Here is a 17,542-nt window from a genome sequence, read left to right on the forward strand (position 1 = left end):
GGTTCCCGTCATCGGGGGCGGGTCAGCGCTGACCCGCCACCGAAGACGCGAACCCGCCCCAGTGCGCGCCGACTACGCGAGACCGCGACGGGCCAGCAACGGCTCGACCCGCGCCTCCCTGCCGCGGAAGTCGCGGAACGCCTCGAGGGGATCCTTCGAGCCGCCGACACCCAGCAGGCGTGAACGGAACCGGTCGCCGTTCGTGCGGGTCAGGCCGCCGTTCTCCTCGAACCATTCCACGGTGTCGGCATCGAGCACCTCGCTCCAGATGTACGAGTAGTAGCCCGCGTCGTATCCGCCTGCGAACGTGTGGGCGAAGTACGTGCTCGAGTAGCGGGGCGGGACGGACGCGAGATCGAGTCCGACCGCGGCCAGCGCCTCCTTCTCGAACGCCTCGACGTCGACGACCGCCTCGGCCTCGGCCGACGACAGCGAGTGCCACGCCTGGTCGAGCAGGGCGGCGGCGAGGTACTCGCTCGTCTCGAACCCCTGGCCGAACCCCTGCGACGCGACGAGGGCGTCGACCAGTCGGGTCGGCAGCGGCTCGCCGGTCTCGTGGTGCACGGCGTAGTTCGCCAGCACGTCGGGCCAGAGCATCCACATCTCGTTGACCTGGCTCGGGAACTCGACGAAGTCGCGGAACACGTTCGTGCCCGAGAAGGTCGGATACGCGACGCGGGCGACGAGCCCGTGCAGGGCGTGACCGAACTCGTGGAAGAACGTCGTCACCTCGTCGAGCGTCAGCAGCGTCGGCTGGCCGGCGGGCGGCTTCGGGACGTTCAGGTTGTTGACCACGACGGTGGGCAGGCCGGTGAGGGCCGACAGCGACACGAGGGGGTTCATCCATGCGCCGCCGCGCTTGCTGTCGCGGGTGTGCAGGTCGAGCACGTAGAGGCCGACCGGTGCGCCGTCGTCGTCGGTCACCTCGAAGATCCGTGCATCGGGGTGGTAAGCCACGAGATCGGGTCGTTCGGCGAAGTGCAGACCGTACAACCGGCCCGCTGCGAAGAAGATCCCGTCGTGGAGCACCCGCTCGGCCTCGAACCAGGGTCGCATGGCCGCGGTGTCGACATCGTGCTCTTCTGCGCGGACGAGCTCGGCGACGAACGCCCAGTCGGAGGCGGCGATCGGCCGCCCGGCTCGACGCTCGAGCACGGTCTGCTCGGCACGGGCGTTGCGAGCCGCAGGAGGCGCGAGTCGCGCGAGCAGATCGGCCACCGCCTCCGGGGTGCCCGCCGTCTCACCGGCTGTGACGTACGCGGCGTGACTGGCGAAGCCGAGCAGCTCGGCCCGCTGGGCCCGCAGAAGCGCGATCTCGAGCACCAGGTCGCGATTGTCGAACGGCCCGCCGCGGCGCCCGCGCGACAGCGATGCCCGCATGATGCGCTCGCGCAGCGCCTCGTCGGTCAGGGCCGCGAGATAGGGGTGGCCGCTGAAGAGCACGAGGGTGATGACGTACCGGCCGTCGAGTCCTCGATCGCGGGCGGCCTCGGCGGCGGCCGCGATGGCACCCGCGTCGAGCCCGTCGAGCTCGGCGACGTCGTCGACGACCACGGCGAGGTCGTTCGTGTCGGCCAGCAGGTTCTTCTCGAAGCGGGTCGTCAGCGTCGAGAGCCGCCCGTTCAGGTCGCGCAGCAGCGTCTTGTCGTCGTCGCCGAGGGCCGCACCCGACCGGACGGCGTCGTCGACGAGCCGCTCGATGAGATAGCGCTGCTCGGGCGTCAGGTCGAGGTCGTCGCGCCGTTCGTGGAGGCTCCGCAGTCGGGCGAACAGCCGCGGGTCCAGGCGGATCGCGTCGGTGTGCGCAGCGAGTCGAGGCGCCAGGTCGAGCTCGAGGGCGTCGGTGGCCGCGTTCGAGTCCGACGACGTCTTGTTGAAGAAGACGTGGCCGACCCGGGCGAGGGTGGCGCCGCTCCGTTCGAGCGCGTCGAGGGTGTTCTCGACGGTCGGCTCGGCGGGGTCGGTGGCGATCGCCTCGACCTCGGCCAGCTGCTCGGCGAATCCGGCCTCGAACGCGGGCAGGTAGTCGCCGTCGGTGATGCTCGCGAACGGCGGCAGCGAGTACGGCAGCGTGCTGGGGGAGAGGAACGGGTTCGTCATGGCCCGAGCCTAGGCCGGTTCGCGGGCCCGCTCGGGGAGTCACGACACGCCCCCGTGCCGTCGGGGCGGCGGCGAGTGGTGACCCGTCGATGCCGGAGGTGAGGGGGAGGGCGTAGGCGGAGCCGAGGAGGCGCGCTAGGGTCACCGCATGAGCGGACGACCTCGCGACACGGCCCGGTACACGCACGGGCACCACGAGAGCGTGCTGCGGAGTCACACGTGGCGCACCGTCGAGAACTCGGCGGCCTACCTGGTGCCGCATCTGACGCCCGGCGCGAGCGTGCTCGACGTGGGGTCGGGCCCCGGCACGATCACGGTCGACATGGCCGAGAGGGTCGCCCCCGGGCTGGTGGTGGGCATCGACTCGTCGACCGAGGTCGTCGCGCAGGCGACGTCGCTCGCGGCCGACCGGGGGCTGGCGGCGGTGCGTTTCGAGACGGCCGACCTGTTCGCGCTGCCCTTCGACGACGACTCCTTCGACGTCGTGCACGCCCATCAGGTTCTGCAGCACGTCGGCGACCCGGTCGCGGCGCTCCGCGAGATGCGTCGGGTGGCGCGCCCTGGCGGAGTCGTCGCAGCCCGTGATGTCGACTACCACGGCTGCGTCTGGGCGCCCGAGAACCCCGGGTTGCAGCGGTGGATGGACGTCTACCAGGCGGTGCACCGCGGCAACGGCGGGGAACCGGACGCAGGGAGGCGCCTCAAGGGCTGGATGCTCGAGGCGGGGTTCGACGAGGTCGCGAGCAGCGCCTCCGTCTGGTGCTTCGCCTCCGACGAGGAGCGCACCTGGTGGGGCGACAGCTGGGCCGCTCGAGCGACCGAGTCCGCGTTCTACGCCGACGCCGTCGAGAAGGGCGCCGCCACCCACGACGAGCTGCACGCGATCGGCGACGCCTGGCGCCGCTGGCGCGACGCCCCCGACGGCTGGCTGATCATGCCGCATGGCGAGGTGCTCGGCCGCGCCTGACCTCGTCGAAGAGTCACGACGCGCCGCGGACCCCTAGAGGTGAGCGGCGTGTCGTGACTCCTCGACCTGACGGTCAGTGGCTGGCTCACGTAGCCATGGATATCGTTATGCCATGAGTCGAGAGTGGTTGGTCGTTCTTCTGGTCACCGTGTGCGTCGTGTCGATCGTCGACGCGACGATCGCCGCGCTGGCGGGGGCGCAGAGTGTTCTGTGGTCGTCGATCAGGGTCGCAGCCATGATCGGGCTGATCGTCGCTGCGTGCCGTCGGCCGCCTGCAGAGCAATGAAGAGTCACGACGCGCCGCGGACCCCTAGAGGTGAGCGGCGTGTCGTGACTCTTCGACGGGAGGAGGGGCGGGCTAGTCCTCGTCGTCGGCGGGCTCGTGCACGTGGGCCTCGCCGGTCACGGCGTCGACGCGGATGACCGTGCCGTCGTCGAGCTCGACCACGGGGCGACGCTCGAGCCAGGTGAGCGTCCAGCGCCAGCTCGACGCATCGACGCCCTGTTGGGCGAGCTCGCGTTCGACCGAGGCGATCGCCCCGACGACGGGAGCGTCGAGGTCGGCCGGCACCGCGCCTCCTACGCTCCACCGCGTACCGAGCTGCATCAGGCGCCCGCCGCCGGTGCCGCAGCGGCCGTGTCGGCCGGCTGCTCGGCGAACACGATGTCGCCCACGGCGAGCTCGTCGCCCTCGGCGAACGTCAGATCGGCGATCTTGCCGACCGCCGCGAGATCCCCCGCGGCGAGGCGGACCAGCGCCAGCTGAGCGGCCGGCGCCGTGATCACGGCCGTCGACACGGGGGTCTTCTGCGAGGCCTTCGCATCGGACTTCGCCCGGCGCACGAAGATCAGCGCCTGCCCGACGAGCCCGACCAGCCCGGTCGCGGTCTCGCCCTCCGACAGACCGAGCTCGGCGACGGTCGGCCACGCCGCCTGGTGGATGGACTCGTCGTGAGTCCACGACCAGACCTCCTCCGTCGCGAACGGCAGGTACGGCGCCAGCAGCCGCAGCAGCCCCTCGAGCACCGTGCGGAGCGCGAGCACGGCCGAGGCCTGCTCGGCCGGCGTCGTCGCACCGTAGGCGCGCTCTTTGACCAGTTCGAGGTAGTCGTCGCAGAAGGTCCAGAAGAACTTCTCGGTCGTCTCGAGCGCCCGGGCGTGGTCGTAGCCCTCGAGCGCCTCGGTGGCGGTCTCGATGACCGATGCGAACGTGGCGAGCAGGTCGCGGTCGAGCGGCTCGGTGACCGAGTGCTCGCCCGAGGGCAGCTCGAACGAGTAGACGAACTTGGCGGCGTTCAGCACCTTGATCGCCAGTCGACGGCCGATCTTGATCTGCTTCGGGTTCTGCGGGTCGAACGCAGCATCGGTGCCCAGGCGGCTCGACGCCGCCCAGTAGCGCACCGAGTCCGAGCCGTGGTCGTCGAGCATCGCGGCCGGGGTGACGACGTTGCCCTTCGACTTCGACATCTTCTTGCGGTCGGGGTCGACGATGAAGCCCGAGATCGAGGCGTTCCGCCACGGGACGGTGCCGCCCTCGAGCTGCGCGCGCAGCATCGTCGAGAACAGCCAGGTACGGATGATGTCCTGCCCCTGGGGGCGCACGTCGTACGGGAACACGAGGTCGAACAGCTCGGGGTCGGCCTCCCACTTGCCGGCCAGCTGCGGGGTGAGCGACGAGGTGGCCCAGGTGTCCATCACGTCGAGCTCGCCCTGGAAACCGCCGGGGACCCCGCGCTGCGACTCGTCGTAGCCGGGCGCCGTGTCGGACGACGGGTCGACGGGCAGCTGCGCCTCGCTCGGCACGATCACCTCGTCGAAGACGGGGTTGCCGTCGCCGTCGAGCGGGTACCACACCGGGATCGGCACGCCGAAGAAGCGCTGACGCGAGATCAGCCAGTCGCCGTTCAGGCCGTTGACCCAGTTCTCGTAGCGCACGCGCATGAACTCGGGGTGGAACGCGACCTCGCCGCCGCGCTCGAGCAGCGTCGACTTGAGCTGCTCGTCGCGGGCGCCGTTGACGACGTACCACTGGCGCGTCGAGACGATCTCGAGGGGCTTGTCGCCCTTCTCGAAGAACTTGACGGGGTGCGTGATCTTGCGGATCTCGCCGACCAGCTCGCCCGAGGCGGTCAGCTGCTCGACCACGGACTGCTTGGCGCTGAACACGGTCTTGCCGGCCAGCTGCGCGTAGGAGGCGCGACCCGCCTCGGACTCGATGGCCGCCGGGGCCTCGCTCACGAACCGACCGTCGAAGCCGATCACGGCCCGGTTCGGCAGCTGCAGCTCACGCCACCACACGACGTCGTTGGTGTCGCCGAAGGTGCAGACCATCGCGATGCCCGAACCCTTGTCGGGCTGCGCCAGGTGGTGCGCCACGACGGGCACCTCGACGTCGAACAGGGGGAGCGGACGGTCGTGCCGAACAGCGCCTGGTAGCGCTCGTCGTCGGGGTGGGCGACGAGGGCGACGCAGGCGGGCAGCAGCTCGGGGCGCGTCGTGTCGATCAGCACGTCGCCCTGGCCGTCGGTGCGGTGGAATGCGAGCTTGTGGTACGCCCCCGGCATGTCCTTGTCTTCGAGCTCGGCCTGCGCCACCGCCGTGCGGAAGGTGACGTCCCACAGGGTCGGGGCGTCGGCCTGGTAGGCCTCGCCGCGCGACAGGTTGCGGAGGAACGCCTTCTGCGCGATGGCCTGCGAGTCGTCGCCGATGGTGCGGTAGCTCTGGGTCCAGTCGACCGAGAGGCCGAGCTTGCGCCAGACGTCCTCGAACTGCTTCTCGTCTTCGACGGTCAGACGCTCGCACAGCTCGACGAAGTTGCGACGCGAGATGGGCACCTGGTCGGCGGCCTTCGACGACTTGTTGTCGCCGCCCTCGAAGGGCGGGGTGAAGTCGGCGTCGTAGGGCAGCGAGGGGTCGCAGCGCACGCCGTAGAAGTTCTGCACGCGACGCTCGGTCGGCAGGCCGTTGTCGTCCCAGCCCATCGGGTAGAAGACGCGCTTGCCGCGCATGCGCTCGAACCGCGCCTTGACGTCGGTGTGCGTGTAGCTGAACACGTGACCGATGTGCAGGCTGCCCGAGGCGGTCGGCGGGGGAGTGTCGACCGAGAAGACGGAGGCGCGGGTCGCGCCGTCGCGGTCGAACCGGTAGGTGCCGGAGTCCTCCCAGACCTGGCCCCAGCGGGTCTCGAGTCCTTCGAGGGCGGGCTTCTCGGGCATCGCTGACGGCATGTGGCTCTCCGGTTCTGTGGGCGGCACCGTGTCGGTGGGGAGGTGCCTGGTTGTGGGACGACGATCAGTCTACGCGTGGCGATCCGCGCCTCCTCGGGGGTGCGCTCTCTGCACGTATGCGCACGCTGCACTGGTACTGACATGACAGGACTGGTAGTCTCGACAGGTTTTTTGCCGACGCTGGGGTCGACGCCATCACATGACGAACTGGAGGCACCCGATGTCCGCCAAGAAGCAGAACAGCACGAGACCCGCCCGGCGATCGCTCACCACCGACGACGTCACCGTCGTCGAAGAGGGTCTGCTCAAGCGCGCGGTCAGTGCCGCAGCCCTCGGCAACGCCATGGAGTGGTTCGACTTCGGCGTCTACGCCTACATCACGACGACCATCGCCCAGGTGTTCTTCCCGCCCGGGAACGACGCGCTCAACATCCTGTTCACCTTCGGCACGTTCACCGCCGCGTTCATCGTGCGCCCGATCGGCGGCGCGTTCTTCGGCCCGCTCGGCGACCGCATCGGACGCCAGAAGGTGCTCGCCCTCACGATGATCCTGATGGCCGCGGGGACGCTCGCCATCGGCCTGATCCCGTCGTACGCGACCATCGGCCTCTGGGCGCCGGTCCTGCTGCTGCTGGCGCGCCTCCTGCAGGGCTTCTCGACCGGCGGCGAGTACGGAGGCGCGGCCACGTTCATCGCGGAGTACTCGCCCGACAAGCGCCGCGGCTTCATGGGCTCGTGGCTCGAGTTCGGCACCCTCGGCGGTTATGTGCTGGGTGCCTCGCTCGTCACGGCCCTGCAGGTGGCGATGAGCGAGGAGGCGCTGCTGGCCTGGGGCTGGCGGATCCCGTTCCTGATCGCCGGGCCCCTCGGACTGATCGGGCTCTACCTGCGCCTCAAGCTCGAGGAGACGCCGGCCTTCCAGAAGCAGCAGGAGGAAGCCGCCGGTCGCGAGCACGTCAAGGTGCCGCTCGTGAAGCTCTTCGTGGAGAACTGGCGGGCGTTGATCGTCTGCATCGGCCTGGTGCTCGTCTTCAACGTGACCGACTACATGCTGCTGTCGTACATGCCGACCTACCTCACCAACACGCTGGGCCGCAGTGCGACCTCGGGGCTGCTGCTCGTCATCGTCGTGATGGTGCTGATGATGATCGTCATCACGTTCAGCGGGCGCCTGAGCGACCGGTTCGGCCGTCGACCGGTGCTGTTCGCCGGCTGCATCGGGTTCCTCGTGCTGTCGTGGCCGGCACTCAAGCTCGTGCAGTCCGAGAGCACGCCGCTCGTCTTCGTCGGCCTGCTCGTGCTCGGCCTGGTGCTCGTCACGTTCACGTCGACCATGCCGTCGACGCTGCCCGCGCTGTTCCCGACGATCATCCGCTACGGCGCCCTGGCCATCGCGTTCAACGTGTCGGTGTCGCTGTTCGGCGGCACCACGCCCCTGGCCACCGAGGCGCTGGTCGTCTGGGCCGAGGGGAACGGCTTCTCGTGGGCCCACGACATCCCCGCGTTCTACCTGATGGCCGCGGCGTTGATCGGCCTCGTCGCCGTCTGGTTCACGAAGGAGACAGCGAACGAGCCGCTGCTCGGCTCGGGGCCGTCGGTCGCGACCGACGTCGAGGCGCGCGAGCTGGTCGAGGCCTACGCCGACGAGTCGAGCGAGGTCGCGAAGTCGGACTGGGCGCTCGAGTGGGCGCAGTCCGGGCCGATCGACGTGGTGCGCGTGGACGGCGACGGGGAAGCCGCCCCGCGACGCTGACCGGTGCACGGGCGCGCGGGCGCGCGGATGCACGAGCGCACGGGTGCGGCGGGTGCGTGTCATCGGAGGCGGGTCAGCGCTGACCCGCCGCCGATGACACCGACCCGCCGCACCCCTCTGGGCGAGCGCTAGGGGCGGGCGGCGAGCAGCGCCCGCGTGTGCGGGTGCTGCGGTGAGGCGAAGACGTCGGCCGTCGGCCCCTGCTCGACGATGCGCCCCTCGTGCATCACGGCGACCCGATCGGCCATGTGCCCGATCACGTCGAGGTCGTGCGAGATGAAGAGGTACGACAGGCCGTCGTCGCGCTGCAGGTCGTCGAGGAGATCGAGCACCTGGGCCTGCACCGACACGTCGAGGGCCGAGACGGGCTCGTCGCAGACGACGACGCGGGGCCGCGGGGCGAGCGCGCGGGCGATGGCGACGCGCTGCCGCTGCCCACCCGAGAGCGACGCGGGGCGACGGGGCGCCAGCCCGGGCGGCAGCCCCACCCGGTCGAGCAGCGCCTCGACCTCGGCCCGTACGGGCGCCGTCCGCAGGCTCCGGCCCGCGGTGATCGCGTCGGCGAGCAGCTGCTCGACGGTCAGGCGGGGGTCGAAGGAGCTCGCCGCGTCCTGGTAGATCGCGCCGAGCGAGGCGCGGCGGGGTCGGCGATCGCGTTCTCGCAGCGGCGACCAGGGCTCCCCGAGGAGGCGCACCGCACCTCCGTCGGGTTCGTCGAGCCCCAGGAGGAGGCGCGCGGTCGTGGTCTTGCCGCTTCCGGAGGCGCCGACCAGGCCGAGCGTCTCGCCCGCGCGCAGCTCGAGTGACACGTCGTCGACCGCGAGCCGGGCCGCCCGCCCGCGGGTCGCCGGGAAGACGCGTCGGAGGCCCTCCGCGGAGAGCACCACGTCGTCGACCGCAGCCGCCGCCTCCTGCGCCGCCGCCTCCCGCGCCTCTTGCATCGCCGCCTCCCGCACCTCCTGAGCCTGCGCCTCCCGCGCCTCGCCGACGTCGCCCCGCGACAGGCGTCGCCCGCGGGGCACGCCGCCCGGCAGCGCCGCGACGAGCCGCCGCGTGTAGTCGGCCCGCGGGGAGTCGAGCACGTCGGCGGTGGGCCCCTGCTCGACGACGACGCCGTCTCGCATCACGAGCACCCGGTCGGCGAGGCGCCGCACGACGCCCAGATCGTGACTGATGGCGAGGACGGCGGTGCCGCCGTCGCGGAGGGCGGCCAGACGGTCGACGACGAGGCGCTGCACCTCGGCGTCGAGGGCCGTGGTCGGCTCGTCGGCCACGACGACGTCGGGTCGGAGGACGAGCGCGGCGGCGAGGAGAGCCCGCTGTCGCAGTCCACCCGACAGCTCGCCGGATCTCTGACCGAGACGGGTCCCGGGATCGGGCATGCCGACCTCGGCGAGGACCGCGAGGGCGCGCTCTCGACGCTGCCGGGGGCCGAGGTCGGTGTGCAGCCGGAGCGCGTCGTCTATCTCGCGTCCGATCGGGCGCAGCGGGTCGAGCGAGACGAGGGCGTCCTGCAGCACGAGACCGATGCGCGCACCGCGGACCCGACGCCAGGCGCGGTCGTCGAGGGTCGAGAGGTCGCGGTCGCCGAGGGTCAGCCGATCGACGGCGACCCGGCCGCCGCTCAGCCCGAGCAGCGAGCGCGCGGTGACGCTCTTGCCCGAACCCGACTCGCCGACGAGGGCCACGCACTCGCCGGGCGCCACCGAGAACGAGACGCCGTCGACCACGGTCGCCGACCCGAACGAGACGCGCAGACCGTCGACCACCAGCCCGCCCGCCGCCGTGTCGTCTCGCGCGTCGGTGGTCATGAGGAGTCCCTCCCTCGTCGGGCGAGCCCGTGGCCGAGCACCGTCGCGGCCGCGGCGGTCACGACGACGGCCAGCCCGGGGAACACCGTCATCCACCAGGCGGTCGTCGAGTAGGTGCGACCGGCCGAGAGCATGGCGCCCCACTCCGGGGCGGGCGGGGGTGCGCCGAGCCCCAGGTAGCTGAGCGACGACGCCCAGACGACGGCCTGCCCGAGACCGAGCGTCGCGAGCACGACGACGGGCGCCAGCGCGTTCGGCAGCACGTGCCGCAGCAGGACGGTGCCCGGTCGCCTCCCGAGCACCACGGCCGCCTCGACCATCGCCGAGCGGCGCACCCGCACGACCTGGCTGCGCACGATGCGCGCGTAGCCGGGTGCGGTGGCGAGCCCGACGGCGATCGTCGCGGGTACGGCGCCCGGCCCGGTGAAGGCGATGACGACGAGCGCGAGCAGCAGACCGGGCAGGGCGAACAGGACCTCCAGGAGGCGGCTGACCCCGGCGTCGGCGAGACGCCCCGGCAGCCGACCGCCGCCGAAGCCGGCCGCGACCCCGAGGGCCACGCCGAGTCCGGTGCCGATCAGGGTGGCGACGGCCCCGATGGACAAGGAGGCGCCGGTGCCGTGGATCACGCGCGTCCAGATCCCCCGCCCCGACTCGTCTGTGCCGAACGGGTGGGCGAGCGACGGGGGAGCGAAGGCGTCGGCGGGGGAGATCGCCAGCGGATCGCCCGGTGCGAGCAGCTGCGGGGCGACCGCGGCCAGCACGACGAGGGCCAGCATGATCGCGGCCACCGCCTCCGGTGGTCTCACGCGGGAGCCGCCGCCTGCACGCTCACGGCGTCGGGGGAGCTCGGCGAGCACGGTCATGCGGCACGCTCCCGGGGGTCGACGGCGCGCTCCGCCAGGTCGCCGAGGGCGACCACCACGACGTACGCGAGGGCCGAGGCGAGCGCCACCCCCGTCACCAGGGGGATGTCCCTCAGCGTCACGGCCTGCAGCAGCGTGCGACCGAGCCCGGGCCGGGCGAAGATCGACTCGACCACGACGGCGCCGCTCAGCAGCGAGCCGAACGCCCAGCCCGAGAGCGCGAGCCCGGGCAGGGCCGCATGACGCAGCAGATGACGGCGGAACAGGCCCGACCGCGACTCGCCGCGAGCCCGTGCCGTCAGGGCGAACGGCGCGGTCGACGCGTCGAGGAGCGAGTCCCGGGTCACCTGCCCCAGGAACCCGGCGACCGGGATCGCCAGGGTGACGACCGGCAGGACGATGCCGAGGGGCGTGCCGGTGCTGACCGGCGGCAGCCACCCCAGCTGGGTGCTGAAGACCAGCACGAGCACACCCGCGAGCCAGAAGTGCGGCACCGCCGAGGCGACGATCTCCAGCGACGACGAGACCGCCCCGGCGACGCGGCCGCCGAGGGTCGCCCACCAGGCCGTGCCCAAGGCGAGCAGCCACGCGACCACGAGCGACAGCACGGCGAGCAGCAGCGTGCCGGGCAGCTGGTCGAGCAGCAGACCCGCCACGTCGGTGCGCAGCGAGTACGAGGTGCCCAGGTCTCCGACGGCCAGCCGGCCCAGCTGCGCGAGGTACTGCAGGAGGAGCGGGTCGTCCAGTCCGTACTGCTCGCGGACCAGGGCGATCGCCTCCGCGGAGGCCTGCGACCCCGGGCCGCCGAGGATCGCCTCGGCCGGGTCGCCGGGCACGAGCCGGATCGCGAAGAAGATCAGCGTGGCCACGGCCCAGAGCACGACGAGCGCCCCGACCAGGCGACCGACCAGCCACCGGACGGGTGCGGGCACGACCCCGCGCCTCCTCGGCTCCTGCCCTGTCGACGACCGGGTGGCGGCCCGACCCTCAGCCGACGGTGTACGCGTCATACAGCGTGACCGCCGAGACCGGCGGCAGCGCCCGCACGCCGGCGACCGCCGAACGGGCCAGGTAGTGGTTCTGCTGGTCGTAGAGGGGCAGCACGGTGTAGCTCTCGAGCACGATCTTCTGGGCCTGCTCGTAGAGGTCGGCGCGCTCGTCGGCGTCAGAGGTCTCGGACGCCCGCGTCAGCAGGTCGTCTAGGGCGGGGTCGCTCAACTGAGCGAGGTTGGCGAAGTAGCCGCTCGGAGCCGGGGTGATGCCGTCGGTGTCGTAGAGGATCCGCAGCACGTCGGGGCCGACCTTCGTGTACGGCGCGCTCACGAGGTCGTAGTCGTTCGCGGCCAGGGCTCCGTACCAGCTCGACAGGTCGAGGGGGAGAGCGTCACCTCGAAGCCGAGGTCGCGGGCGCCGGCCTGCACCTGCTCGAAGAGCGACTGCTCGGCGGGGATCGACTGGTTCGTGCTCACCGGGAACTCGAGCGAGAGGCGCTCGCCGTCTTTCGTGCGGTAGCCGTCGGAGTCGCGCTCCGTCCAGCCGGCGTCGTCGAGGAGGGCTCCGGCCGCGTCGACGTCGACCTCGAACAGCGACGGGTCGGAGTAGGCGAGCGGCTCGACGCTCGACAGGGGCGAGTACGAGCGCTCGGCGGTGCCGAAGAACAGCGAGTCGATGCCGTCGGTGACGTCGACGCCCGTGATGAAGGCCTCGCGAACGCGCTCGTCGTCGAACGGCGCCTTGCCCGAGTTCAGCTCGATGCGGTTCACGGCGCCGGGGCGGGGCGCGTCGATCTCGGCCAGGGCGTCGTCCTTCTCGGCGGCGACGAGAGTGTCGGGCTGGACGTTGTCGATGACGTCGACCTGCCCGGCCTGCAGCGCCGAGTAGCGCGCCGCCGAGTCGGGGATGAAGCGCCAGACGACCTCGTCGAGGTACGCGGGACCGTCGTGGTCGGCGTCGGCGGGCGGCGACGAGTAGTCGTCGTTGCGGGTGAGCACGATGCGGTCCTGCTTGGTCCACGACTCGACCACGAACGGGCCGGTGCCGACGGGCGATTCGCAGTTGACCTCCTGGCTGCGCTCGAGCGCCGTGGGCGACTCCATCGCCACCCAGGGCTGTGTCAGCGATTCGAGCAGCGCGCTGTCGGGGGCGCTCAGGTCGAAGCGCGCCGTCTGCGCGTCGACGACCTCGACGCCGGTGACCTTGCCGAGGGCGAGGTAACCCGTCGACGACAGGGTCTCGGGGTCCTGCAGGTGGGCGACGTTGGCGGCGACCGCGGCGGCGTCGAACGGCGTGCCGTCGCTGAAGACGACGTCGTCGCGGAGGTCGAACGTCCAGCTGAGGCCGTCGGCGGACTCCTCCCACGAGGTCGCGAGCCAGGGGACGATCTCGCCCGACCCGTTCTTCGAGACGAGCGATTCGAGGTACTGGGTGGAGACCAGGGCCTGGGGGTAGTTCCCGCCGACGTGCGGGTCGAGGCAGGTCGGTTCGGCGTCGCCCGTGGCGTAGGTGAGGGTGCCGCCGGAGCGCGGGGTTGCGGATCCCGTGGCCTCGCCGCCGGTCGTGCACCCGGCGAGCAGGAGGGCGCCGACGGTGGTCAGGGCGAGGAGGGCGGGCAGACGGGTGCTCATGGGACTCCGGGTGATCGGGAGGGGCGGGCCGGGTGAGGATGACGCCGTCTCGGTCGTCGACGCTGACACCGGGACGGCGGAACACGTTTCTGGACGGAGTCCAACAAGTGCACCGATCGAGTGTACCGCCATGATGGAGGGCATGTCAGACCCGTCACGGCGCCCGATCGGCCGCCCTCGCCGTTCGTCGGCCGAGATGCTCGCCGACGCCGCCGCCGAGCTGTTCCTCGAGAACGGCTGGTCGGGGACGACCGTCGACCAGATCGCCCAGCGGGCCGGGGTCAGTCGGGGCACCTTCTTCAACTACTTCGACTCGAAGGCCGACCTCTTCTGGCTCGATCTCGACGTGAGTCTGGCGGGTCTCGGGGCGCTGCTGCGCGCCTCCTCGGGATCGTCTCCCGTGCGCAGCGTCGAGGCGGCGCTGGTCGCGGTCGGCCGAGCCCACGACCCGGCCCGGGTGCCCTGGGCGTTGACGCAGTCCGAGGCGATGGGTCTCGGCGACGAGGTCGTCGCCTCCGCGGCCGTCCGCATCGTGCGGCTGCAGTCCGTCGTGGCCGCCTACCTCGCCGACGCCTCCGGCGAGCGCCGAGGTGCTCTCGGCCCCGAGGTGGCCGCCGCCTCGATGGTCGCCACGGCGGCGACGGCGATCACCGTGTGGGCCCGGTCGGGTGTCGGTCGACGGCCTCTCGGCGAGACGATGGCCGACGCCCTCGGGCCGGTCGTCGACGGTCTGGACGTCGGCTCGCGGTCGTCGCCCACCTCATGACGACCGAGGAGGCGCGCGGAGGTCAGCGGGTCGGCGTCGGGCCGGTGGGCGGCGACGTGGGCGACAGCACGTCGACGATGTCGGCGCGTTTCGGGAACACCCACTTGTTCATCGCCCAGTAGCGGAAGACCATGGCGAGGAGCGTGCCGATGATCGGGCCGCTGATGAAGTCGGCCACCTCCTGCGTGGCGAACGACACGTTCGGCACCTCGAGACCGAAGCCGTAACGGGAGAGGTAGAGCGGTGCGGAGTTGATGCCGACGCCGATCACGCTGACGATGACGAAGAGCAGCATCTCCTGGCCGGTGTGCCGCTCACCGCGATCGTCGAACGACCATTTCTTGTTCATCCAGTACGAGACCACGGTGGCGACGATGATGCCGACGGCCAGCGCCGTGACGGGGTGCTGCGGGATGACGAAGATCTTGAGGCCGTAGTTGATCACCATGGTGATGACGAAGCCGATGCCGCCGACCACGAGGAATCGGAGGGCTGAGGGGTTGGCTCGGGCCAAGCGGATCACTGCGCGCACGGTGTCACGCTAGACGGTGGTGCCCTCAACCACCTGAAAGACCCGCCAGGGGACAGGCCGGCCGGTGACGGACCGGCCGTCTCGACGTCCCGCCGCCCCGGATCGTCCTTCGAGATGAGCGAGACTCACTCGCTCGGATGACTTCGCGCAACGAAACGGTCTCGGGCCTGCCGTAGGCCGCTCGGACTCCCTACGGTGAGGTCATGCGGTCCTGCTGAGGCCGTCTCGCGAGGCTCCAAGGTGGGTCGGAAGCGTCGCGTCGAGGTCGGCCCACATGAGAGAGACCACCATGAAGAACACCCTGTCGGCCGTCGTCGCCCTGCCGACCGCCGTCGCCATCGCCCTGGGCGGATTCCTGATGATCACGCCGGCCGCCTCTGCAGCCCCGGCGGCGGTCGTCACGCCAGTCGAGACCGGACCCGACGCGACCGTGCCCGACCAGACCGTGCCCGTCGAGACCGTGCCCGTCGAGACCGTGCCCGTCGAGACCGTGCCCGTCGAGACCGTGCCCGGCGAGACCGTGCCCGTCGAGACCGTGCCCGGCGAGGCCGTGCCCGGCGAGGCCGCGCCCGGCGAGGCCGCGCCCGTCGAGGACGACCCGTCCGGCGGGGCGACGCCCTCTCCCTCCGCCGAGCCTGCGCCGTCCGCTCGGCCGTCCGCCGCCGCGATCGCCGCGCCGGGCTTCACGGTCGAGAGCCCGGTCGACGGGCAGCTGCTGGAGTCGGCCGGCGTGCGTGTCGAGGCGTCGGTACCCGCAGGCAGCACCGTCGAGCTGTCCTCGCCGAGTGCCGGCGGCGTGCGGGTGGTCGTCGCCGACGGCGTGTTCTCGAGCGCCTTCGAACTGCGGGCCGCCGCCACGGCCGCCCGGCACACGATCTCGCTCCAGGTCACCGGTCCCGACGGGGCGGACCTCGGCACCGTCGACCGCGACGTCGTCGTCGCCGGGCTGCCGACGAGCGCCGCGCCGACGATCTCCGCACCCGTCGACGGCGGCACCGTCGTCGGGGTCGACTACACCGCCGGCGACTTCGAGACGGGTGCCATCCTGCTCGAGGGCACCGGTACGCCCGGTGCGTCGATCGACATCGACCTCGCGGCGATCGACCCCGTCGTCGCCTGGGGCTACGACGACAGGGAGCCTGTCGTCTCGGCCGACGGCACCTGGAGCCGTTCCGTGTACATGCCCTACGGACTCTGGCGCGTCTCCGTCGGCCAGTCCGCCATCGACGCCGACGGCTTCACGACCGTGCTCCCGTCGGAGACCGCGTCCGTCGTCGTCCGCGTCGTCCGGCCCGCCGGGGAGGTGGCGGTCCCCGCGGACGCGGCGCCGGTCGTGACGACGCCCACCCCGGGCAGCACGGTCGTCGGTCGACCCGACGCGGGTCGGGGGATGGGCGGTTCGCAGATCTTCACGATCTCCGGGACGGGCACCCCGGGCACGGCCGTCGGCATCTACGGCTTCTTCACGGAGGGCCGCGCCCCGATCGACGCCTACGCCGCGGCAGCCCGTGGGGAGCTCCCCGGAGCCGCCGACTTCGAACCGCTGGTGGCCGGCGACGACCCGGTGCTCGTTGCGGCCGACGGCACCTGGACGACGACGCAGAGCATCCGCCCGGGCACGTACTCGTTCGCGGCGTTCACCATCTCGGTCGACCCGTCCGCGCCGACCATGTCGGGGCCGAGCGACGTGGTGACCTTCACCCTCGCCGCGCCGGCGACCGCCGTCGGCGCAGTCGACATCGTGTCGCCCGCCGATACGGCCGGTCTCGCCTACACCGGTGCCGAGGGTTCCGGTCCGCTGTCGATCGCCGCCCTGGTCGTGATCGGTCTCGGTCTCGTCGCCGTCGGATACGCGCGTCGCCGAGGGCGTCGCCTCAGCTGATCGGCAGGAGGCTCGGCTCGTCGGGCGTCGACAGGGTGAGGACCGCCTCCTCGACCGCGTCGTGCTCCTCGAGCTTCCCGCTCGACGCGACGGAGGGCCACGGCGACGTGCCCCTCCGTCTCGTCGCCCGTCATGTCGACCGCGGCGACGAGGTAGAGACGCCCCGGGCCGACGAACTCGGTGTGCAGGTAGGTCACCCGGGCGATCTCGGGGCGGTCGAGCAGGCGGCCGAGCACGATCGATTCGAGCTCGTCGCTAGGGCTCTCGCCGACCAGGAACCTCCGGTTGCGGTCGACCAGCACGAGGGCGACGACCCCGAGCAGCACGCCCACCGCGATCGAGCCGACGGCGTCGAACACGGCCGAACCGGTGATCTGGTGCAGGAAGATTCCGAGGAACGCGATCACCAGGCCGACGAGCGCGGCGGCGTCCTCGGCGAAGACGGCGCGCAACGTCGGGTTCGAGCTGCGCAGCACGAACCGGAGGGTCGGCTGGCTGCGGTCGCGAGCGCTGCCTCGGGCCTGACGGAGGGCCTGCAGGAAGGAGGTGCCCTCGAGCACGAAGGCCACCCCGAGCACGATGTAGTTGACCAGGTAGTCCTCGGCCGCCTCGGCGGCGCCGAGCTGCGAGATGCCGTGCTGGATCGACACGACGGCGCCGACCGTGAAGAGCCCGAAGGCCGCGAACATCGACCAGACGTAGGTCTCCTTCCCGTAGCCGAGCGGGTGCGAGGCGTCGCGCCGCCGCACTCCGCGCTTGTCGGCGATGAAGAGGAACACCTCGTTGCCGGTGTCGGCCCACGAGTGAGCCGACTCGGCCACCATCGAGGCCGACCCCGTGAGAAGAGCCGCCACCGTCTTCGCGACGGCGATCAGCAGGTTCGCCACGAACGCGACCAGCACGGTGGTGAAGCTCTCCGGCTTCGCGGTGCTCTCCGGCTTCGCCGCGCCCTCGGGCTTCGCGGTGCTCTGGGGGTCGGCGGTGCTCTCGGCGGTCATGATCTCGATTCTGCAC

At 71.8% G+C, this 17,542-nt stretch carries 12 protein-coding genes and 2 pseudogenes; 5 read left to right on the forward strand and 9 right to left on the reverse strand.

The window, feature by feature from the left end:
* Positions 1-72: 72 nt before the first annotated feature.
* Positions 73-2,100, reverse strand: a complete 2,028-nt coding sequence (locus ACZZY9_RS13915) for a M3 family metallopeptidase (protein WP_463464519.1) — start codon at positions 2,098-2,100, stop codon at positions 73-75.
* Positions 2,101-2,248: 148 nt separating this feature from the next.
* Here ACZZY9_RS13915 and ACZZY9_RS13920 point away from each other — a divergent pair, with 148 nt between their 5' ends.
* Positions 2,249-3,067: a methyltransferase domain-containing protein gene (locus tag ACZZY9_RS13920; protein ID WP_463464520.1), complete on the forward strand. Its 819-nt coding sequence runs from the start codon at positions 2,249-2,251 to the stop codon at positions 3,065-3,067.
* Positions 3,068-3,179: 112 nt separating this feature from the next.
* A complete protein-coding gene (locus ACZZY9_RS13925) occupies positions 3,180-3,353 on the forward strand; it encodes a hypothetical protein (protein ID WP_463464521.1) in 174 nt (57 codons plus the stop codon).
* A gap of 72 nt (positions 3,354-3,425) precedes the next feature.
* Here the strand turns inward: ACZZY9_RS13925 and ACZZY9_RS13930 are convergent, their stop codons facing one another.
* Together ACZZY9_RS13930 and valS are read right to left on the reverse strand one after the other, a co-directional pair.
* The gene (locus ACZZY9_RS13930) at positions 3,426-3,638 is read right to left on the reverse strand and encodes a hypothetical protein (RefSeq protein WP_463464522.1); all 213 of its coding nucleotides are present in this window, start codon (positions 3,636-3,638) and stop codon (positions 3,426-3,428) included.
* Between the two features lie 35 nt (positions 3,639-3,673).
* Positions 3,674-6,282: pseudogene (gene valS / locus ACZZY9_RS13935) on the reverse strand (valine--tRNA ligase).
* Between the two features lie 211 nt (positions 6,283-6,493).
* On the opposite strand from valS, the gene proP reads away from it, so the two are divergent.
* A complete protein-coding gene (gene proP, locus ACZZY9_RS13940; RefSeq protein WP_463464523.1) occupies positions 6,494-8,047 on the forward strand; it encodes a glycine betaine/L-proline transporter ProP in 1,554 nt (517 codons plus the stop codon).
* A 128-nt stretch (positions 8,048-8,175) separates the two neighbouring features.
* Here proP and ACZZY9_RS13945 read toward each other — a convergent pair whose 3' ends face one another.
* The 4 genes and pseudogenes from ACZZY9_RS13945 to ACZZY9_RS13960 form a co-directional block, all read right to left on the reverse strand.
* On the reverse strand, positions 8,176-9,858 hold the full coding sequence (locus ACZZY9_RS13945) for a dipeptide ABC transporter ATP-binding protein (RefSeq protein ID WP_463464524.1): 1,683 nt from the start codon (positions 9,856-9,858) through the stop codon (positions 8,176-8,178).
* Complete coding sequence (locus ACZZY9_RS13950) at positions 9,855-10,724, reverse strand: ABC transporter permease (protein ID WP_463464525.1); 870 nt, start codon at positions 10,722-10,724, stop codon at positions 9,855-9,857. Before ACZZY9_RS13950 ends, ACZZY9_RS13945 begins: the two co-directional genes overlap by 4 nt.
* Entirely contained in the window at positions 10,721-11,656 is a 936-nt protein-coding gene (locus ACZZY9_RS13955; protein ID WP_243215325.1) for an ABC transporter permease, read from the reverse strand. The genes ACZZY9_RS13950 and ACZZY9_RS13955 overlap by 4 nt, the downstream gene beginning before the upstream one ends.
* Before the next feature lie 55 nt (positions 11,657-11,711).
* Positions 11,712-13,348 (reverse strand): annotated as a pseudogene (locus ACZZY9_RS13960) (ABC transporter substrate-binding protein).
* Between the two features lie 142 nt (positions 13,349-13,490).
* Between ACZZY9_RS13960 and ACZZY9_RS13965 the strand changes: the two are divergent.
* A complete protein-coding gene (locus tag ACZZY9_RS13965; protein WP_463464526.1) occupies positions 13,491-14,114 on the forward strand; it encodes a TetR/AcrR family transcriptional regulator in 624 nt (207 codons plus the stop codon).
* Positions 14,115-14,136: 22 nt separating this feature from the next.
* On the opposite strand, the gene ACZZY9_RS13970 is transcribed toward ACZZY9_RS13965, so the two are convergent.
* On the reverse strand, positions 14,137-14,646 hold the full coding sequence (locus ACZZY9_RS13970) for a GtrA family protein (protein ID WP_463464527.1): 510 nt from the start codon (positions 14,644-14,646) through the stop codon (positions 14,137-14,139).
* Between the two features lie 274 nt (positions 14,647-14,920).
* Between ACZZY9_RS13970 and ACZZY9_RS13975 the strand changes: the two genes are divergently transcribed.
* On the forward strand, positions 14,921-16,528 hold the full coding sequence (locus ACZZY9_RS13975; protein WP_463464528.1) for a hypothetical protein: 1,608 nt from the start codon (positions 14,921-14,923) through the stop codon (positions 16,526-16,528).
* Here ACZZY9_RS13975 and ACZZY9_RS13980 read toward each other — a convergent pair.
* On the reverse strand, positions 16,417-17,526 hold the full coding sequence (locus ACZZY9_RS13980; RefSeq protein ID WP_463464529.1) for a cation diffusion facilitator family transporter: 1,110 nt from the start codon (positions 17,524-17,526) through the stop codon (positions 16,417-16,419). The genes ACZZY9_RS13975 and ACZZY9_RS13980 overlap by 112 nt on opposite strands.
* Positions 17,527-17,542: the final 16 nt, after the last annotated feature.

Source organism: Frigoribacterium sp. AC394 (assembly GCF_979258095.1).